Source organism: Chitinophaga sp. 22620 (genome assembly GCF_052044405.1).
In the GTDB taxonomy this organism is placed as follows: domain Bacteria; phylum Bacteroidota; class Bacteroidia; order Chitinophagales; family Chitinophagaceae; genus Chitinophaga.
The window spans coordinates 1509533-1528728 of sequence record NZ_JBQEMV010000001.1 but is presented as its reverse complement, the minus strand read 5'-3'; the positions used below and the strand labels follow the sequence as shown (position 1 = coordinate 1528728).

Annotated in this window: 16 protein-coding genes; 3 read left to right on the top strand and 13 right to left on the bottom strand. The window is 54.2% G+C overall.

Annotated elements, in window-relative coordinates:
- Positions 1–13: 13 nt before the first annotated feature.
- The 3 genes from ACTJIK_RS06475 to metG all read right to left on the bottom strand — a co-directional run bounded on the left by ACTJIK_RS06475 (position 14) and on the right by metG (position 5533).
- Entirely contained in the window at positions 14–907 is an 894-nt protein-coding gene (locus ACTJIK_RS06475) for an ABC transporter ATP-binding protein (RefSeq protein WP_440645540.1), read from the bottom strand.
- A 32-nt stretch (positions 908–939) separates the two neighbouring features.
- Positions 940–3339 (bottom strand): 3-hydroxyacyl-CoA dehydrogenase/enoyl-CoA hydratase family protein, encoded by a 2400-nt coding sequence (locus ACTJIK_RS06470; RefSeq protein WP_440645539.1) that lies wholly within the window; start codon positions 3337–3339, stop codon positions 940–942.
- 109 nt (positions 3340–3448) lie between these two features.
- Positions 3449–5533 carry a methionine--tRNA ligase gene (gene metG / locus ACTJIK_RS06465; protein WP_440645538.1) on the bottom strand — a complete coding sequence of 695 codons (2085 nt, stop codon included), beginning with the start codon at positions 5531–5533 and terminating at the stop codon, positions 3449–3451.
- Positions 5534–5685: 152 nt separating this feature from the next.
- On the opposite strand from metG, the gene ACTJIK_RS06460 reads away from it, so the two are divergent.
- Positions 5686–6600 carry a S66 peptidase family protein gene (locus ACTJIK_RS06460; RefSeq protein ID WP_440645537.1) on the top strand — a complete coding sequence of 305 codons (915 nt, stop codon included), beginning with the start codon at positions 5686–5688 and terminating at the stop codon, positions 6598–6600.
- 39 nt (positions 6601–6639) lie between these two features.
- Here the strand turns inward: ACTJIK_RS06460 and ACTJIK_RS06455 are convergent, their stop codons facing one another.
- Genes ACTJIK_RS06455 through ACTJIK_RS06445 form a run of 3 tightly spaced genes read right to left on the bottom strand, consistent with a single transcriptional unit; the run spans position 6640 to position 9620 of the window.
- The gene (locus ACTJIK_RS06455) at positions 6640–7470 is read right to left on the bottom strand and encodes an alpha/beta hydrolase (protein ID WP_440645536.1); all 831 of its coding nucleotides are present in this window, start codon (positions 7468–7470) and stop codon (positions 6640–6642) included.
- 7 nt (positions 7471–7477) lie between these two features.
- Complete coding sequence (locus tag ACTJIK_RS06450; RefSeq protein WP_440645535.1) at positions 7478–8284, bottom strand: HesA/MoeB/ThiF family protein; 807 nt, start codon at positions 8282–8284, stop codon at positions 7478–7480.
- A gap of 31 nt (positions 8285–8315) precedes the next feature.
- Positions 8316–9620 carry a sensor histidine kinase gene (locus ACTJIK_RS06445; RefSeq protein WP_440645534.1) on the bottom strand — a complete coding sequence of 435 codons (1305 nt, stop codon included), beginning with the start codon at positions 9618–9620 and terminating at the stop codon, positions 8316–8318.
- Between the two features lie 486 nt (positions 9621–10106).
- Between ACTJIK_RS06445 and ACTJIK_RS06440 the strand changes: the two genes are divergently transcribed.
- Entirely contained in the window at positions 10107–10658 is a 552-nt protein-coding gene (locus tag ACTJIK_RS06440) for a YqgE/AlgH family protein (protein ID WP_440645533.1), read from the top strand.
- A 156-nt stretch (positions 10659–10814) separates the two neighbouring features.
- Here ACTJIK_RS06440 and atpC read toward each other — a convergent pair whose 3' ends face one another.
- The gene (gene atpC / locus ACTJIK_RS06435; RefSeq protein WP_440645532.1) at positions 10815–11066 is read right to left on the bottom strand and encodes an ATP synthase F1 subunit epsilon; all 252 of its coding nucleotides are present in this window, start codon (positions 11064–11066) and stop codon (positions 10815–10817) included.
- Positions 11067–11089: 23 nt separating this feature from the next.
- The gene (gene atpD / locus ACTJIK_RS06430) at positions 11090–12589 is read right to left on the bottom strand and encodes a F0F1 ATP synthase subunit beta (protein WP_440645531.1); all 1500 of its coding nucleotides are present in this window, start codon (positions 12587–12589) and stop codon (positions 11090–11092) included.
- 216 nt (positions 12590–12805) lie between these two features.
- On the opposite strand from atpD, the gene ACTJIK_RS06425 reads away from it, so the two are divergent.
- Positions 12806–14047 (top strand): metallophosphoesterase, encoded by a 1242-nt coding sequence (locus ACTJIK_RS06425; RefSeq protein ID WP_440645530.1) that lies wholly within the window; start codon positions 12806–12808, stop codon positions 14045–14047.
- A gap of 76 nt (positions 14048–14123) precedes the next feature.
- Here ACTJIK_RS06425 and ACTJIK_RS06420 read toward each other — a convergent pair whose 3' ends face one another.
- The 5 genes from ACTJIK_RS06420 to ACTJIK_RS06400 all read right to left on the bottom strand — a co-directional run bounded on the left by ACTJIK_RS06420 (position 14124) and on the right by ACTJIK_RS06400 (position 19102).
- Positions 14124–14297 (bottom strand): hypothetical protein, encoded by a 174-nt coding sequence (locus ACTJIK_RS06420; RefSeq protein ID WP_440645529.1) that lies wholly within the window; start codon positions 14295–14297, stop codon positions 14124–14126.
- A 45-nt stretch (positions 14298–14342) separates the two neighbouring features.
- Positions 14343–14963, bottom strand: a complete 621-nt coding sequence (locus ACTJIK_RS06415; protein WP_440645528.1) for a hypothetical protein — start codon at positions 14961–14963, stop codon at positions 14343–14345.
- Between the two features lie 64 nt (positions 14964–15027).
- A complete protein-coding gene (locus ACTJIK_RS06410; RefSeq protein ID WP_440645527.1) occupies positions 15028–16494 on the bottom strand; it encodes a TolC family protein in 1467 nt (488 codons plus the stop codon).
- Entirely contained in the window at positions 16487–17836 is a 1350-nt protein-coding gene (locus ACTJIK_RS06405) for an ABC transporter permease (protein WP_440645526.1), read from the bottom strand. The genes ACTJIK_RS06410 and ACTJIK_RS06405 overlap by 8 nt, the downstream gene beginning before the upstream one ends.
- A gap of 18 nt (positions 17837–17854) precedes the next feature.
- Positions 17855–19102, bottom strand: coding sequence for an efflux RND transporter periplasmic adaptor subunit (locus tag ACTJIK_RS06400; RefSeq protein ID WP_440645525.1), 1248 nt, complete (start codon positions 19100–19102; stop codon positions 17855–17857).
- Positions 19103–19196: the final 94 nt, after the last annotated feature.

Sequence of the window (19196 nt, the reverse complement as noted above, 5' to 3'; positions counted from 1 at the left end):
CGGTTAAGGGCGATCAATTGGTGAGTTCAATGAACCTCGCTTCGAGGCTTTTCCGTTTCACGGCGAGGTAACTGAGGGCGATGCCCTGTTCAAAGCAGGCGCGGTTCAGCTGTTCGGCCGTTTGCCCGTTCTCGAACATCACCTGTATGCTGCCGTTATGCCTGCGGAGGCTTTTCAGCCCGGCCATGGCGTTCAGCACGCGTTCCAGCTGTTCAAGGTTGGAAGCGCCCAGCTCTATCATATCCTCGTTGGCCAGCACTTCATCCACATGCCCTGATGCCACCAGCACACCTTTTTTAAGAATGGCTACGTGGCTGCACACTTTTTCCACTTCATCCAGTAGATGGCTGGCCATGATCACGGTAGTACCGTCTTTGCCAAGGTTGCGGATCAGCTCCCTGATCTCCGCGATGCCCGCGGGGTCCAGCCCGTTGGTAGGCTCATCCAGCAGCAGCACGTCGGGCCTGCCCAGCAAAGCGTTGGCAATGGCCAGGCGCTGCTTCATACCGAGGGAAAAGGTGCTGAACTTTGAATCTTTCCGCTCCCACAGCTCGGTGAGGCGCAGTACGCGTTCAATATCATCTTCGCCGCGGCCCTTGATGGCTGCGTTGATCTGCAGGTTGCGCACGGCGGAATAGTAATGATAAAAGTTGGGCGTTTCCAGCAGGGTACCTATCCGCTTGCGGAGATCGGCGTGCGGCGGCTGGCCGAACCAGCTGTACGTTCCGGCGTTGGCTTTCAGAACGTCCATGATGATGCCGAGAAGGGTGGTCTTACCGCTGCCGTTAGGCCCCAGTACCCCGAATACGCTGCCTTCCGGAACGTGGAAGGAAACGGATTTGAGCGCCTGGATAGGCCCATAGTGCTTGGACACCTCGTGAAGGGACAGGATTTGCTTATTTTCCAAAGTCGGTTATATTAATTCAATGCAATATATAACTAATTACGCACGGGCTTCCCGGTTTTCAGCACACTTTGCAGCCTTTCGAGCGTTTTTCTTTCCCCGCTGAGGCTCAGGAAGGCTTCCCGTTCCAGGTCCAGCAGGTATTGTTCGCTTACCAGCGCGGGTTCCGAAAGGTCGCCGCCACACATTACGTAGGCCAGCTTGCGGGCGATCTTCGCATCGTGCTCGGAAATATAATTGCCGAAGTGCGTGGCGTTGATGCCGGTAAGGATCGCGCCCAGGGCGGAACGGCCCAGCACGCGGATATCTGTGCGCTCGATGGGTTTCACATAACCGGCATTGGCCAGCTCTATGGCTTTTTCTTTGGCATCGGCGATCACGCGGCTCTGGTTCAGGCTGATGGCGTCCATGCCTTCGCGCAGCAGGCCCAGCTCAAAGGCTTCATGGGCGGAGGTGGCCACTTTGGCCTGCGCAATGGTAAGGTAACGTTCCTGGAGGATCGGGTTTTCGATCTGCCCTTCCCGGTATTGGTCCGAAGCCCGCAGCGTAAGCTCCTTGGTGCCGCCGCCGCCGGGTATCAGGCCCACGCCCAGTTCCACCAGGCCGATATAGGTTTCAGCAGCAGCCTGCACATGGTCCGCATGCAGGCTCATTTCGCAACCGCCGCCGAGGGTAAGCCCGTGCGGGGCCACCACTACGGGGATGGACGAATAACGGAGACGCATGGTGGTTTTCTGGAACAGGCGCACGGCCATGTCCAGCTCGTCGTATTCCTGCTCGGCCGCCAGCATGAAGATCATGCCAACGTTAGCGCCCGCGGAAAAATTCGCCGCGTCGTTGGCCAGAATGAGGCCGCGGAAGTCTTTCTCAGCACGGTCTATCGCTTTATGCACGCCTTCCAGCACCTCGCCGCCGATGGTGTTCATCTTGGTCTTCCATTCCAGCGACACGATGCCGTCGCCCAGGTCGTACAGGTTGCAGGCGCTGTTTTTCCAGATGATGTTGTTGAAGTGGTTCTCCAGGATGATGAACGCATCTTCGCCCGGTACGGCTTTGTAAGCCTTTGTAGCCAGGTCGTAGTAATATTTTTTGCCGTTCTCGATCTTGTAAAAGTTCTTCACGCCCGCAGCCAGCATGTCATTCACCCAGGGCGCCACGGTAAGGCCTTTGTCGGTAATGTTTTTGATACCGGCTTCAACACCCAGCAGGTCCCAGGTTTCAAACGCGCCTATTTCCCAGCCGAAGCCCGCTTTCATGGCATCGTCCACCTTGTAGAGATCATCCGCGATCTCGGGGATACGGTGAGAGATATACGAAAACAGCCTTGCATGGAATGCCTGGTAAAATTGCCCCGCTTTATCCGAAGAGGAGGCCAGCATTTTAATGCGCTGCTTCAGGTCTTCCACCGGTTTGGCGGCTTCAACGCTGGCGAACTTCGCTTTCACTTTCGGGCCGTATTCCATGGTCTTCAGGTCGAGGGTGAGGATTTCCTTTCCGCCCGCGCCTTTGGTCTTTTTATAAAAGCCCTGCCCGGTCTTATCGCCCAGCCAGTTGTTCTCCACTACCTTTTGCAGGAAAGGCGGTATCTGCATGATATCGCGCGCTTCATCGCCGGGACAATTATCCGCAACGCCTTTGGCCACTTTCACCAGCGTGTCTATCCCCACCACGTCCGCCGTGCGGAATGTGGCCGATTTCGGGCGGCCGATCACGGGGCCTGTCAATGCATCCACTTCATCGATGCCCAGCCCCATTTCCTGCATGATGTGGAAGATGGCCATGATGGAAAACACACCCACGCGGTTGGCAATGAAAGCAGGCGTGTCCTTGCACAGCACGGTGGTTTTCCCCAGGTACAGGTCGCCGTAATGCATCAGGAAATCAGTCACTGCGGGATCGGTATGCGGGGTGGGAATAATCTCCAGCAGCCGCAGGTAACGCGGCGGGTTGAAGAAGTGCGTGCCCAGGAAATGTTTTTTAAAATCTTCGCTGCGGCCTTCCGCCATCAGGTGGATGGGAATGCCGGAAGTATTGGAAGTGATCAGTGTGCCGGGTTTGCGGAACTGCTCCACCTGCTCGAATACTTTTTTCTTGATATCCAGGTTCTCCACCACCACTTCTATCACCCAGTCGCAATCAGCGATGGATTTCATATCGTCGGTGAAGTTGCCTGTCCTGATATGCCTGGCGGCTTCTTTCGTGTAGAGGGGCGAGGGGTTGGATTTGATGGCGGCCTGGAGGGCTTCGTTCACGATCCCGTTCCTCACAGCGGGATGCTCTGTTGTTAATCCTTTAGCCTTTTCCGCATCATTGGGTTCTTTGGGCACAATGTCCAGCAACAGCACTTTTACGCCTACGCCTGCAAAAAGACAGGCTATTCTTGAGCCCATTACGCCGGAACCCAGCACTGCAACTTTGTTGATCCTTCTTTGCATATATTTCCGCTTTAGAATAATGAATTTAGCATTTTTCTTGTTTGAACGGCGCAGCACAAAGAAAAAAGGCTGGTCCTGCGACCAGCCTTTTCATGTTATGTTTTCATGATCAGCTCACCCCGCTGCCGGGCGCTACGGCCTGGTCGGGGTTTACGAACACCAGCTTGCCGTCTTTGTCTTCGGCCATCAGGATCATGCCCTGGCTTTCAATGCCTTTCATTTTGCGCGGCGCAAGGTTGGCCACCAGCGTTACCTGCTTGCCGATAACGGCTTCAGGCGTGTAATGCAGGGCAATGCCGGATACAACGGTGCGCTGTTCCGTGCCGAGGTCTATCGTCAGCTTCAGCAGCTTGTCTGCCTTGGCCACTTTCTCCGCATGGGTGATCGTGCCTGCTTTCAGTTCCAGCTTCGCGAAATCCTCGTACTGTATCTCCGGTTTGGCAGGCGCGGCTTCCTTCGCGGGTTCTGCTGCGGACTGCTGTGCGGCGGCGGATTGTTTCAACCCTGCATGCAGTTTCTCCACCTGCGCTTTCACCTGGTCGTCTTCAATTTTCTTGAACAGCAGTTCAGGCGCGCGCAGGGAATACCCCACGCTCACAAGCTTCATGCTGCCTGCATTCTCCCACTCCAGCATACGGTCCACCACCTTCAGCATGTGGCAGATCTTCTGCGCGGTGAACGGCAGGAAGGGATTGATGAATACGGCGAGATTGGCCGTAAGCTGCAGGCATACGTGCAGGCAGTTGTCTATCTGCTGTTGGTTCTTCGCTTGCAGCTCAGGCGTTTTGGCCAGTATCCAGGGTTGTTTTTCCTGGAGGTAGCGGTTTCCTTCGCGGGCCACGTTCATCACTTCGTTCAGCGCATCGCGGAAGCGGAAGGTTTCCAACGATTCGGATATCTTCATCTTCGCGTCCTGCAGCATGGTAAAGATACCATCGTCTGATGCGTCTTTCACGGCAGCGTGCATCGGGGGCACCTTGCCGCCGCAGAGCTTGTGCATCAGCACCATCGTGCGGTTCACGAAATTGCCGAGGTTCGCCACCAGCTCATTGTTATTGCGGTCCTGGAAATCCTTCCAGGTAAAATCGTTGTCTTTGGTTTCGGGCGCGGTCGAGCAGAGCACGTACCGCAGCACGTCCTGCTGGTCCGGGAAATCCTTGATGTAATCATGCACCCACACGGCCCAGTTGCGGGAAGTGCTCACCTTCTCCCCTTCGATGTTGAGGAACTCGTTGGCAGGCACATTGTCCGGCACTACGTACCCGCCGTGCGCCTTGAGCATGGCCGGGAAAATAATGCAGTGGAACACAATGTTGTCTTTCCCGATGAAGTGGATCAGGCGGGTATCTTCCTTGCACCAGTAATCGGCCCAGTTCTCCGTCAGCTCCTTGGTGGCGGAAATGTACCCAATGGGCGCGTCGAACCATACGTACAGCACTTTGCCTTCGGCATCGGGCAGCGGCACTTTGATGCCCCAGTTGCTGTCGCGCGTCATGGCGCGGGACTGCAGCCCGTTGTCCAGCCAGCTTTTGCATTGCCCGTACACGTTAGCTTTCCATTCCTTATGATCTTCGATGACGTATTGTTTCAGCCAGGGTTCATAGTTTTGGAGCGGCATGTACCAGTGCTTCGTCTTTTTCTTCACCGGCACGGCGTCGCTGAGGGCGGAACGGGGGTTGATCAGGTCGTCAGGGCTGAGGGAACTGCCGCAGCGCTCGCACTGGTCGCCGTAGGCCCGGTCGTTACCGCAGTTCGGACAGGTGCCGATGATGTAACGGTCTGCCAGGAACACCTGTTTCACCTCGTCGAAATATTGTTCGGACTCCTTCTCTTCGAAAAGACCATCGTCGTACATCTTTTTAAAGAAGTCCGCGGCCGTCTGGTGATGCACCTTGTTGGAGGTACGGGAGAAAATATCGAAGGAAATGCCCATGGAGGCAAAGGATTCTTTGATGATCGCGTGGTATTTGTCCACGATGTCCTGCGGCGTCACGTTTTCCTGCATGGCCTTGATGGTGATGGGAACGCCGTGTTCATCCGTACCGCAGACGAATTTCACGTCCGCTTTCCTGGCCCTGAGATACCGTACGTAGATGTCGGACGGCAGGTAACAGCCGGCCAGGTGCCCGATGTGAACCGGGCCGTTGGCATAGGGAAGGGCTGCCGTAACGAGGTATCTGTTAAATTGTTTCATTGATGCTTCCTCCGTTGAAAAAAATGTAAATTATTCAGAAAAACAGGGAAATGGATTTGCAGTTAACCCAATAACGACTACTTTGGCCGTCGAATGGGATAAGAATTCCTTCTTCCTCATTTAATCAGCAAAGGTAAACTAAAGACTTTAGAATGATCAAAATTCCGCCCTATCTAAAAAAAGGCGACCTGATAGGGATCATGTGTCCCAGCAGCAAAATGGAGCTTCAAGCCGCCGAATTCGCCGCCAACGTGATCGAGTCCTGGGGCTTCCGGGTACACCTCGGCATAACCGTAGGCACCAGTTTCCATAATTTTTCCGCACCGGACGAGCTGAGGCTGGAAGAATTGCAGGATATGATAGACGATCCCGGCATCAAAGCCATCGTGTTCGGCCGCGGGGGCTACGGCATGGTGTCTGTCCTGGACCGCGTCAATTTCTCCCGCTTCCGCAAAGATCCGAAATGGCTCTGCGGCTACAGCGACATCACCACCCTTCACGCCCATATCCAGGAACGTTATAAGATCCCCACTATCCATTCCGTGATGTGCAGCGGCATCACCGCTTCCACGAAGGATAATGTGTATGTAAGCAGCCTGCGCGATGCGCTGCTGGGCAAACGCAGCAAATACGAAGCCCGGCCTCACGCCATGAACCGCAACGGCAAGGGCACAGGCAGGCTCGTGGGCGGCAACCTCACGCTGCTGGCCAATTTGTCCGGCTCGGTTTCGCAGCCCGATACAAAAGGGAAGATACTGGTGCTGGAAGACGTGGGCGAATACCGTTATAACGTGGACCGTATGATGTACAACCTCAAACGCGCGGGCTGGCTCAGCAAGCTGGCCGGGCTGGTGGTAGGCTCTTTCACGGAAGAACGTGAAACAGACACGCCTTTCGGGCAAACGGAATACGAGATCATCCGGAATATGGTGCAGGAATACGGCTACCCCGTGTGTTACGATTTCCCTGTCGGCCACCAGGAAGCGAATTACGCGCTGAAGCTGGGTATTCCGCACGAGCTGAAGGTGAGCGACAAAGGTGTGAGCCTCAAGGAAATAAAAGGGTAAGTACACTCCGGAACACAGGCATGAGGGAATTGACCCGAACTACAATTTCAGCAAAGAATCCAGCTTGGCCTGGAACAGCGGGTATTCGTGCAGGTTATTATGCTTGCCGCCTTTGATGGTGAACAGGGTGTCTCCCGGTTTAAAACATTCATCCGCCAGCTTTTTCCCTGATGCATAAGGAACAGTTTCGTCTTTCGTACCGTGAAACGCCGCTACCGGCGCCGTTACTTTCGGCAGGTATTCGTTGGCGGGCAGCTTGAAATCGAGCATGATGCTGTGGGGATAGATCGGGATGGACGATGCGGCAACGTCCTGCAGGCTGTAGTAGGGCGTTTCCAGGATCAGCCTGCGGCAGTCGCGGATAGCGGCCAGCTGGGCTGCAATGCCCGTTCCCAGCGATTTCCCGTAAATAACGATCTGCCAGGGCGAAAAACGGCTGCGGGCCACTTTGTACATCAGCAAAGCATCTTCATACAGCGCGGCTTCCGTTAACCGGCCGGTGCTTTTCCCGAATTCGCGGTAATCCATGATCAGCACGTCGTACCCGTTGCGGGTGAATTCAGGCATGTATTGCGCGTAACGGTTGATATTATGGGAATTGCCGTGAAAATACAGCACCATGCCCCTCGGGCGTTCCGCCTTAAAGAGCACCGCGCTCAGCTTCACTTTTTTATTGACGGGAATGAGCAGCTCCTGGAAAGGGACGTCGAACTTGTACTGGTAATTGGCCGGCAGCACTTCCGGGTGGAAGAGCAGCTTGTCCTGCACGAAATACAGCACCAGTCCCGCCCCCAGGTAAATGCCAATCGCCCAGAGGGCTATTTTCTTCAGATTCTTCCGGAGGTCGGGCATTGGCATATCTAAACGCATTAATGGTTTAATCTTCCACGTCGGGCACTACTTCCAGCCCGTATTCTTCCGGCGTGAGCAGGCCCGTTTCTTTCACGGCTGCGATCTTTTCGGGATCGGCCGCAAGGTCGGTCACGGTGAACTGCTGGTGCAGGTAGTTGAACGTGTGCAGCTTGCCGGCAAGGCCGGGCACATCCGCGAGGTATTTGATGATCTCGTTCACCATCAGCAGCGCGGTAGCGCCATGTGTGGCACCCATGGCACCCGCGTCGAAATTGCGGAACTCGTCCAGCAGGTATTCGTTGCAGCGGTAGGAAGCCAGCGTGGGATTGTTGTCAGGCTTCATGTTGAAGCCGCCCCACCAGGCCGTCCAGTTATGCACTTCGCCGGTCACGAAAGGCTTGTCCAGCAAAATGCAGGCATCGTTCACCACGAGGTGCGTGGCGCGGTGCTGCGAGCAGTCCACCACCAGGTCGAAGCCGCTGAACACCTGCTTGACGTTATCGGGCCTTATTTGTATGAGAAAGGGGTAATGCTTGTTCCAGGGATTGAGCGAAAAGAGCCTGCTGGCGGCCATTTTGGCTTTATGTTTCCGCAGGTCCTGCATATTGTAAAGGGGCTGGCGGTGGAGGTCTTCTTCGAGTATCACCCCGTAATCCGCTATGCCTATCACGCCCACGCCCGCCGCGCTGAGGTATTGTATCACCGGGCTGCCGAGGCCGCCGGCGCCTATCACCAGCACCCGGCTCTGCTTCAGTTTTTCCTGCAACCCTATTCCCATGCCGGGCACCGCTATCGGGTGCTTGTATCTTCCCAGTTCTTTTTCTGACAACATTCTGCTTACTGTTACTCGTTGCAAAGATAGCCTACTCCTGCGGAAACTCCATCGTGAAGCGGCTTCCCTTCCCCAAAATACTTTCCACCTTGATGCGGCCCTTATGCGCGTCAACGATGGCTTTCACGTAGGTGAGCCCCAGCCCGAAACCTTTCACGTTGTGCACATTGCCGGTATGCGCCCGGTAAAATTTCTCAAATATGCGCGACACCGTATCCCTGCTCATACCAATGCCGTTATCGGCAATGGAGATCACCAGGAACTTGCGTGTATTGGCGGTAGTGATACGCACTTCAAGATTGTCTTTCGAATATTTGATGGCGTTGTCCAGCAGGTTGAAGATGAGGTTGGAAAAATGCACCTCATCGGCTTTGATGATGGGCTGGATGGCATTCAGCTGCAGGTCCACCTTGCCGTTCTTCCCTTCCAGCTGCAGCTGCAGGTTCTCCACGGTGCTGTTGATCAGCTGGTGAACGTCTATCGGCTGCAGGTTGAGCGTAAGCTCCTCTTTCTCCATGAGCGCGGAATTCAGGATAGATTCCACCTGCTTGTTCATACGTTTGTTCTCTTCCTTGATGATGCCGGAGAAGTAACGGATCTTGTCTTTATTGTCCATCACGCGCTCGTTGCCGATGGCGTCTATCGCGAGGGATATCGTGGCCAGCGGCGTTTTCAGCTCGTGGGTCATGTTGTTGATGAAGTCGCTTTTGATCTCGGACAATTTTTTCTGCCCCAGCATGGTGCGGATGGTGAGCGCGAAGGCGGTCACGATAATGGCAGTGAACAGGATGCCGCCGAAGATCATCCAGCCGAGGGATTTGAATACGGTGAGGCTGCTTTGCGGCACAAAAACGTGCAGCACTTCAAAGGTGGGTGAATTGATGTTTTCCGCCAGCGGCACAATGATCTCCTGGTACAATGCAGAGTCTGTCTCGCGTTTGTTCAGCCGTTCAATGAAGTTGGACGAATACATCTGGATAAGCGCATTGCTTACGATACCGAATTCGAACATGGTATCGAGCTTGCGCTCTTTCATCGCTTTTTTGAGAAGGCCGGATACCTCCGTTCCTTCAAACTGCGCGCTCACGGGAATGGTCGGCTTGATGATGCCGTCTGTGATCGGCTCCAGCGTGAGGCGGTTGGAAGCGCCGTCCTGCTTGAAGCGGTCTATCTTGATGCGGGCGATGGGCGGGAGGGAGCGGCTCATCAGTTCGTTGCGGACGGCCTCTACGGCGTCCACCATTTTCTGTTCCTTTTCTTCCTTTTTGATGTGGGCGGCATTCAGGATCCAGCTGTACTGGATGTAAATGATTCCCAGCAGGGATAAGGTGATCAATGCAATTATGACAGGAAATATCTTCTTTAACGGCAGCATGTTACGGATCCTATAAAACGCTAAATATAGCGAATTTCCCGGCGGGGGAAACTATTTGCTATAGCAACTATGATACAAAATTAAACCGTGAAAAGCCACATCTGTAGGGATGTATGATAAAAAATATCACTTTAACGTAATTTTAACGCAGAATTTATGCTATAATTATTGGTAGTCCCCTTATCTTTGCACTGTTATCTGGTACCAAATTTGATACTGATAACCTATAAAAAGCGAATAAACTTTCTACATACATCGACGTGGATTCGTTCCATAAGCGATTTAGATTTTGGTTGATAAAATGGTAAGGGATCTGTCTAGGTCCCTTTTTCATTTTTACCCTGTTTGCACTCCCCCTGTTTTTCTATCATTATTCGGAAAAAAATAACGACTGGTTTGGCTTTTGTTGGTTAAATTTGGATAGAGCTCAGGAAAAAAGGTAATGTCATGGATACACTTGCGCCTGGAATATTGCTGATCGCGGACCCATTTCTGAAAGACCCGAATTTCGCCCGCACTGTAATACTGCTGTGTGAACACCAGGAGGAAGGCAGTTTTGGTTTTGTAGTGAACCGGCAGTTCGACCAGCGGCTCGACGAGCTGATCCCCGCGGTTCTCACCCCCGACATACCCGTTTATTTTGGCGGCCCCGTACAAATGGATACCATTCATTTCATTCACCAGATGCCCGACCTGATCGAAGGGGGATTTGAGGTGTTCCCGGGTATTTATTGGGGAGGAGATTTTGCCACGGTTGTGGAATTGCTGAACAGCGGTGCGCTGGATCTGCAGAAGATCAAATTCTTCATCGGTTATTCCGGCTGGAGCAGCGGCCAGCTGGAAGGCGAGCTGAGCGAAAAAAGCTGGATACTGAGCCGCATCAACCCGCCCCTGCTGTTCTCCCGCGAAGAGCAGGAGATATGGAAGCAAAGCCTTCAGAACATGGGGCACAACTTCGCCATGATGGCCAATTTCCCGATCGATCCTTCTCTGAATTAACCTTTCCCATAAGTATTTCCCGTAGCTGGCGAAAGCCTGAAGCGAAGCCACTTGCGGGGCCGGTTTGTGCCAACGTGAGCCCCGTTCAATAATCTACATAAAAAAGACCGTCCCGGCTAAGCCGGGACGGTCGCGAATATATTGCCTGTGATGGAATTACAGCGCGGTGGCGCCTTCTACCAGCACCGTTGCCTTGTTGTTCAGCACTTCAACGAAGCCGCCTTCGATGGTGAACTGCTCCGAATGGCTCTTATCTTTCAGCACCTTCATTTTGCCTTTACCCAGGGCGGCTATCAGCGGGGCGTGGCGGTCCAGTACTTCGAAGGAACCATCTGTGCCCGGCAGCTGCACGCCGTATACTTCCCCTGTGTACAGCTTTCTTTCCGGTGTTAATATTTCCAATAACATGTTAATCGGTTTTGTTTAGAGCCTTATTTAGCGGCAGACATCAGCTTCTTGCCTTTCTCGATAGCATCATCGATGGTACCTACGAGGTTGAAAGCTGCTTCAGGATACTCGTCCACCTCGCCGTCCATGATCATATTAAAACCACGGATGGTTTCCTCGATGGGAACCAGTACACCTTTCAGACCGGTGAACTGCTCTGCCACGTGGAAGGGCTGGCTCAGGAAACGTTCCACGCGGCGGGCGCGGGATACGGTGAGTTTATCGTCGTCGCTCAGCTCGTCCATACCCAGGATGGCGATGATGTCCTGCAGCTCTTTATAGCGCTGGAGGATCATTTTTACGCGCTGTGCGGTGTTGTAGTGAGATTCCCCTACTACTGACGGGCTCAGGATGCGGCTCGTGGAATCCAGGGGATCCACAGCGGGATAGATACCCTTGTCCGCGATCTTACGGGACAGTACGGTGGTAGCATCCAGATGGGAGAAGGTGGTGGCCGGAGCAGGGTCGGTCAGGTCATCCGCAGGTACATACACCGCCTGTACGGAGGTGATGGAACCGTTCTTGGTGGAAGTGATACGCTCCTGCATCAGGCCCATCTCAGTGGCCAGGGTGGGCTGGTAACCTACCGCTGAAGGCATACGGCCAAGCAGCGCGGATACTTCGGAACCGGCCTGGGTGAAACGGAAGATGTTGTCTACGAAGAAAAGGATGTCGCGGCCGCTGCCTGCAGTGCCGTCGCCATCACGGAAGTATTCTGCCATGGTCAAACCGGAAAGGGCTACACGGGCACGGGCGCCGGGAGGCTCGTTCATCTGGCCGAATACGAAGGTGGCCTGTGAACCTTTCAGTTCTTCCTTGTCCACAGAGGCCAGGTCCCAGCCGCCGTGTTCCATGGATTCTTTGAATTTATCGCCGTAACGAACGATGTTCGCTTCGATCATTTCGCGCATCAGGTCGTTCCCTTCACGGGTACGCTCGCCTACGCCCGCAAATACGGACAGACCGGCGTGGCCTTTTGCGATATTGTTGATCAGTTCCTGGATCAGTACGGTTTTACCTACACCCGCACCGCCGAACAGGCCGATCTTACCGCCTTTTGCATAGGGCTCGATCAGGTCGATCACCTTGATACCGGTGAAAAGCACTTCGGTATCGGTAGCGAGGTCTTCAAAACGGGGGGGCTGGCGGTGGATGGGAGCACCATTGGTCGTGTCCAGCTGGCCCAGACCGTCAATAGCTTCACCTACCACGTTGAACAAACGGCCTTTAATGGCCTCACCGGTAGGCATTTTGATGGGAGCCTCGTTATCGACAACTTCCATACCGCGTACCAGGCCGTCAGTGGAATCCATGGCTACAGTACGAACGCTGTCTTCCCCAAGATGCTGCTGAACTTCCAGCACCACTTTCTGGCCGTTCTCACGGATCAGGTAGAGGGAGTTGTAAATTTCCGGCAATTTTCCTTCAAAATGCACGTCCACAACGGGACCGATGATTTGTTTGATCTTACCTGTGTTAGGCATATTTCTTAGAAGTTTATAGAATGCAAGTAAATGTGCTGATGCAAAATTTCGCGCAAAGGTAATCATTGAAGCCTGAAAACCCAAAATTCCGGGAATTTGATTTGGGGTGATTTTCGTCAGGTTTCCCGCGCCAGGGTTACAAATATATTAAGTTTTATCAATAAGATATGATTTACCGCGGCCGCCTGCTATTTTTATCGTTCAATCACTCTTTATATGGAAAAAGATAAGCCCTCATTAGACCGCCGGGACTTCCTCGGCAACATCACCAAAGCAGGCATCCTGGGCGCCATCGGCCTTACGCCCGCAGCCCGCGCAGCGGCCGCCACAGCAGAAACCGCACCTATTTCAACCGTATTGGCGGGCGAGCACGCTTTCCTCTGCCCTCCTTACCTTCAGAATCCTGAGCCAACAGCCATGACCGTGATGTGGATGAGCAACAGGCCCACCTACAGCTGGGTGGAATATGGCGAAACCAGCGCCCTGGGCCAAACCGCGCATAACGTGCAGGCCGGCATCGTGGATTCGTACGACAGGCTGCACCGTGTGCGCCTGGGTAACCTGAAGCCCGGCACCACCTATCATTACAAAGTGCTGTCTAAAGAGATCGTGGAATTCAGGCCCTACAAGCTCACCTACGGCGAAACAATCAGCTCAGACACCTTCAGCTTCACCACCCCGGGCAAAAACCCGAAAGATGTAAGCTGGCTGGTTTTCAACGATATACACGACCGCGGGGCAGACAGCTTCCCTCATCTGATGGCGATGAACAAAGATCCATACGACTTTGTGTTCCTGAACGGCGATATGTTTGATTACCAGGAAGATGAGCAGCAGATCATCGATCACCTGCTCGCTCCGCTCGGCAAAACCTTTGCATCGGAAAAGCCTTTTGTTTTCACCCGCGGCAACCACGAAACCCGTGGCAAATTCCGCCGCGAGCTCGGCAATTACTTCGACGGGCCGTACGTTTTTTCCAAACAATGGGGCCCGGTGCATTTCACCGTGCTGGATACCGGGGAAGACAAGGAAGATGAACATCCCGTGTACGCAGGCATCGTGAATTTCGACGAATACCGCCGCCAGCAGGCGGAAGACCTGAAACGGATCGTCCAGTCCCCGGCCTTTAAAAAGGCGAAGTTCCGCGTGGTGATGATGCACATCCCGCACTATTATTCCGGCGACTGGCATGGCCCTACGGAATGCCGCAAACTTTTCGCGCCTATCTTCGAGCAAGCGAAAATAGACCTGTTCATAGCCGGGCATACCCACCGCCCCGGCATCCACCAGCCGGTTGCAGGGCAGCACGCCTACCCGATCGTGATAGGCGGCGGCCCGAAAGACGGCAACCGCACACTCATCAAAGTAAAGGCCACCGAAAAGGACCTGAACCTCGTGATGCTGAAAGACGATGGATCAGAGCTGGGGAGGGTGGACCTGAAAACGAAGAGAGGATAGACCTGACTAATGCTTTTATATACGACCATACCGGGCTTTTCACTGCGATCGCCCGGTATTTGTTTTACAGCCCCCGTCATTGCGAGAAGCAGCAGCGCCAAAGCGGGTGGGGCGACGAAGCAATCTCCCGCACTGAATTGAAATACTCCAATACCTGGAAGGAGATTGCTTCGTCGCGCCCCTGCACAAACCCCTCGCTGCTCCTCGCAATGACGTCTTTCAATGCGCAATGACGTCTTTTAACGCGCAATGACGCCTTTTAATGCATTTACAGCAGGTGTTTCCGGAGAATACGTTATTGAGGAAGCGGCTTCGGCGCCGGTACGCATGCATAAGGATCAGGATCGCCGGGCGCGGCCCTTTTGTCGTGGCTCCAGCAGAAGTTCATCGCCTGGCTGGTTACGCTCATCAGGCGGATATTGACTTTCGTGCCTTTCCTGCTGTTGGAGGCCTGGACCGTTTGCGCGCCTTTCGCCGCAATATTGTGAATGGTGTAAGGCTCACTCTTGAACACATCGCCATTCCCGCGCAGGTATTCCACCATCACCACCGCATTGTCCAGCGGGTATTCCGTCTGGTTGCGCAAAGTAATTTGCAGGTTTTTGATACCGCCCAGGAAGCCGGTTTTATAATCGCCCGTATTCAGTGAAATGTACTGTTTCCAGTTCTTGCGGAAATATTCCCTGCGGTCCACGAACGTGACCTGCGCCTGTGCCTGCATATCCTTGCGGCCGGCGATCTGTTCCGCCGTGCGGTTGCTCAGGGTCAGGCTGTTCTTCAGGTCGCGGTTCTCACGCAGCAACTGCTCGTTCACACTCAGCAATTCCTTCGCCCGCCGCTGATCCCGGCAGGACCTCACGGCCAGCAGCACGATCAGGAAAAGCATAACAACCGGTACGATCCATCTTTGACTCATACGGCTGTTATAGAAAAAATAATGCCGGATTTCCTGCGAAACCCGGCTCCATACTCAGCAAATCTTATTTCTCCCTGAATTCGTAGCGTATTTTTTCATTCCGCTCAAAGTCATACAACGTCAGCTTGCGCACGGTGTAATAGGCTCTCCAGAAGTTCCGCAGGGCAAATACGTACCCCTGGGAAGCCTGGTCTTTCTCGCTCTGTGCCAGGTTGAGGTCTGTAATGCTGATCTTGCCGATCATGTACCTGGCCTTTGTGATCTCGTAGCGCAGGCGGGCAATGGTGTCTGCCTTGGAGGCGCTTGCCAGCAGGTTCTTCTGGATGTTGAACTGCTGCGTTTGCAGGTATACTTCCTGCTCAAACTGCCGCTCCGCCTGCTGCACGTCTATCTCGATGAGGTCGCGGTTGGCCTTGGCCTGGCGCACCCTGTAGCGGGCCCTGCCCCAGTCCATCAGCGGGATGCCGATGCCCACGGAGAAGTTCTGCTGTATTTCGCCGCCGGAATATACCTTGCCCAGCGTCTGCCCGTTGTTGGACTGCCCCAGCTGCGCCCGCAGGTTAAACTCATAACCGCTGTACGCGCGGGCTTCGGCTACATCCTGGCTGGCCTCCAGCCTCCTGCGCCTGAATTCCAGCACAGACTGGCGGTTGTTGGCCGCTTCAGCCACGGCTTTATCCAGCGGCACGCTGAACAGCGGCACGGTTTCCGGTGGCGTGAGCTGGATGGCCGCGTCTTTGGGCATGTTCAGGAAACGTTTGAGTTCCTGGTAAGCCATTTCTTTTTGCAGGGTGGCCTGTTCGAGCGTATTACGCGCGTTCAGCAGGCTCAGCTCTATCTGCAGCAGCTCGTTCTCCGCGATCTTGCCAAGGTCGAAGCGGCCTTTGGAAATTTTAAACAGTGTATCCTGGTTGGCCACGTTCAGCTGGTAGATCTTTTCCTGCGTCTGGGCGGCCAGGGCTTCGAAGAACATAGACGCCCCGTCGAGCGCGGCGGTTTCCAGGTCTTCGATATACTGGCGCTTGCTTTCGTCGTAAATGATAGGCGACAGCTTGCGTTCCCAGTAGAACGGGTTGTACACAACGCTGGGCTGGTTATAGTTGATGGAAAAGGGCGTGGCGAGGTAATTGGTCGTATTCGTGGAAGAAAACTCGTCGAAGCGGTTCAGGTTAGACTGCACGGAGAACGTACCGCCCGTCCAGGGCACATTCTGGCGAAGGCCGAGGTTGATGGCGGTGTTGGACGTGGAGCGGCGCACGTATTCCACTTTACCGTCCGGCTGGAGCACTTCCACGGTTTCTCCGAAGGGGGAGCTGTTGTTGTCGATACCGAGCACCAGCTGCGGCAATTGTCCTGCCTTAAAATACCGGTAGGCATAGAGCGAGTTCAGCGCGCGGCTTTGCGCGCGGTAATAGCTGGGGGAATTGCGCTGGGCAAGGGCCACCACATCCTGCAATACAAGGCTCTGCTGTGCCTGGCAAAAGGTAATGCCGCCCAGCAGGCAGGTTATTATGAATCTGATTTTAAGCATGGCGTAAACATTCAATTGGGTTCTGGTTTGCCGCTTTACGGGCGGGGGAAATGCCGAAGATGAGGCCTACGGAAGAGGCTAGCACAAAGGATATCAGGATGGAAAGCGCGGAAATGATGGTTTTGATATCCGCCACTTTGTCTACCGTATATGCGCCGGCCACACCGAGAATGATGCCGATAATACCGCCGCCGAGGCTGATGAGCACGGCTTCGAAAAGGAACTGCATCACGATGTCGCGCTTCTGCGCGCCCAGCGCCATGCGTATGCCGATCTCCTTGGTGCGCTCCAGCACGCTCGCCAGCATAATGTTCATAATGCCGATACCGCCCACCAGCAGCGAAATGCCCGCGATGGCGCTGAGTACGATGTTGAACACGTCTTTTGTTTTCTGCTGTTGCTGGAGCAACTGCTCGGGAATGGATACTTCAAAGTCCATCACGTCCGAATGCCGGCGCTTGAGCATCCGGCTGATGATGCCGGCAGATTCGGTGAGCTGCTCCGGCTGCGATACTTTCACGATCAGCTGGTCCAGCTGGTGCACGGGCACATCCGGAACGCTCACGCGCTCGCCTTCGTCGAACCAGCCCTGCTGCTCCTGGATGCGGATGGCGGGATTGCGGTAGCGGGTGAGGGTGGTTTGAATGGGCACATACAGGTCCATGTTGTAATCCCTGATGCCGAGGTTTTCCTTGGTGGCGCTGCTGATGAGCTTTTCATCCGTTACGCCCACCACCTTCAGCCATTGCTGGCCGCATTTGATGGTTTTGCCGATCGGGTCTTCAGACAAAAAGAATTTCCTTTTCACGCCCGCGCCGATGATGCAAACGCCTTCGCCGCCGCGCAGCTGCTCCGGGTTAAACATCTTGCCTTCGGAGAGGCCGATATTGTTCAATTCGAAGAAGGCCGGCTCCACGCCTACCATTTTGAGTTTTTTGCTCTTGCCGTTGTAGATCATATCCTGGTCCAGGATCATCTCGGGACTGATAGCGTCTACCGTGGGCACCATCCGCCGGATGCTGTGCGCATCTTCGAGGCTGAGCCCTTTGGAGAATTTCTGTTTTTCTTTTTCCTGGCCGGCGGCTTCTTTCGCTTCTTTTTCGTCTTCCTCTTTTTTATCCTCCGTTACAGGTTTGATCACGATGTTGTTCACGCCCACCAGCTTCATCTGGTTCATGATCTCTTCTTTGGCGCCTTTGCCGATGGCCAGCATGGCTATCACGGCGCCCACGCCGAAGATGATACCCAGCGCGGTCAGGAAGGAACGCAGCCTGTTTGCCACAAGCGAATCCAGCGCGATGCCGAGATTGTTCATGTTACGGGCACCCCATAATTTTCGCATACGGTTTGATTTATGAGGTTATTTTAAAACAACAAGGCTGTGGTTCTTGGCGGATTCGGGCTCGGACATATACACTTCATCGCCGGCCTCCAGGCCTTTTTCGACGATCACGACTTCGTCGTTGCTCTTGCCCAGCTTCACTTCGCGTTTTTCTATGCCATTGCCCCTGCGGAGGTAAACGAAGCTTTTCGATTTTTCGCTGAACACGGATTCCAGCGGGATGGTGAGCTTATCGGGGATCTGGTTGATCAGGATGTTGTTGGAAGTGGTCATGCCGGGTTTGAGGATGGAATCCACTTTCTCCAGCTTGATGAGCACCTCGAACACCTTGGCGTTGGAACCGGGGCGGTTTTCGCCGATGTTGGCCACGGAGGTGACGATGCCGCTGAGCTTCACTTCAGGGAAGGCGTCCAGCCCCATGGATACTTTTTGTTCTTTTTTGATCTTGCTGATGTCCACTTCGTTGATATAGGTTTTGGACAGCATGCTGCTGAGGTCGGGCAGCATGCAGATGCGCGGGTCCCAGGAGCGGATGGCGGAGCCGGCTTTCTTTTTACCCCCGGTGGAATAGTCGGGGATATATACCAACAGGCCTTTTTTAGGCGCGGTGATGCGGAATTTGCTGCGGAGATCTTCCAGCGCGGCAAGCTGTTCCTGCTTCCGTTTTACTTCGCGGCCGGCCTGTTCCATTTTGGCGGAGGCCTGCCTTTGCTGTATCTTATATTTTTCACCCAGCTGCGTCAGGTCGCGGTCCGCCTTCTCGAGGTCCAGCTCAGCCTGGCGGATGGTGGCCGGCGGCTCGAACTTGCTCAGTTCCAGCGCGAGCTTCTTCTGTTCCATCTGGAAACGGAGATTGGTGATATTGTCACGCGATTCGCGCATTTGCAGCGTGGTGTCAAGCGCTGTTTGGGAAAGGGTGGTGATGGAACGGTCCAGCTCCAGCTGCACGTCTCCGATCTTTTTGTTCACCACGGCGGGGTCCAGCGTGGCAATGTAATCCCCTTCCTTTACGGTGATACCTTCCGTCACCATATCCTGTATCTTGATCTCTTCATAGATCTGGTGCGTCTGGAGGGGCGGAGCCTGGATGTACACGGTATTTTCGGCCATCAGTTCCCCGGGGCTGACCACTACGTCGCGAAAGTGCTCTTTCTTCACTTTAGCCAGAGCGCCTGGCCCGGTTGCCTTTTTACCGAAAACAAAATAGGCAATGATCGTACAAACGAGGAGTAACGCGGCAATGAGCCACCATTTTTTCTTAAACATAGGTGAATAGTGTGTGGTATATACAAGGGTGAAATAGCTACTGATCGGTCATAACGCAATGGCTCACGGCTCTACATGGTTTCTTATCCAGATG

Bases quoted from the DNA above. Each gene is read 5' to 3' on its own strand.
- ACTJIK_RS06460 (WP_440645537.1), top strand. From the start codon at position 5,686: ATGATCAAAATTCCGCCCTATCTAAAAAAAGGCGACCTGATAGGGATC.
- ACTJIK_RS06410 (WP_440645527.1), bottom strand. From the start codon at position 16,494: ATGCTTAAAATCAGATTCATAATAACCTGCCTGCTGGGCGGCATTACC.
- atpD (WP_440645531.1), bottom strand. From the start codon at position 12,589: ATGCCTAACACAGGTAAGATCAAACAAATCATCGGTCCCGTTGTGGAC.
- ACTJIK_RS06455 (WP_440645536.1), bottom strand. From the start codon at position 7,470: ATGCGTTTAGATATGCCAATGCCCGACCTCCGGAAGAATCTGAAGAAA.
- atpC (WP_440645532.1), bottom strand. From the start codon at position 11,066: ATGTTATTGGAAATATTAACACCGGAAAGAAAGCTGTACACAGGGGAA.
- ACTJIK_RS06415 (WP_440645528.1), bottom strand. From the start codon at position 14,963: ATGAGTCAAAGATGGATCGTACCGGTTGTTATGCTTTTCCTGATCGTG.
- metG (WP_440645538.1), bottom strand. From the start codon at position 5,533: ATGAAACAATTTAACAGATACCTCGTTACGGCAGCCCTTCCCTATGCC.
- ACTJIK_RS06450 (WP_440645535.1), bottom strand. From the start codon at position 8,284: ATGTTGTCAGAAAAAGAACTGGGAAGATACAAGCACCCGATAGCGGTG.
- ACTJIK_RS06405 (WP_440645526.1), bottom strand. From the start codon at position 17,836: ATGCGAAAATTATGGGGTGCCCGTAACATGAACAATCTCGGCATCGCG.
- ACTJIK_RS06440 (WP_440645533.1), top strand. From the start codon at position 10,107: ATGGATACACTTGCGCCTGGAATATTGCTGATCGCGGACCCATTTCTG.
- ACTJIK_RS06425 (WP_440645530.1), top strand. From the start codon at position 12,806: ATGGAAAAAGATAAGCCCTCATTAGACCGCCGGGACTTCCTCGGCAAC.
- ACTJIK_RS06470 (WP_440645539.1), bottom strand. From the start codon at position 3,339: ATGCAAAGAAGGATCAACAAAGTTGCAGTGCTGGGTTCCGGCGTAATG.
- ACTJIK_RS06400 (WP_440645525.1), bottom strand. From the start codon at position 19,102: ATGTTTAAGAAAAAATGGTGGCTCATTGCCGCGTTACTCCTCGTTTGT.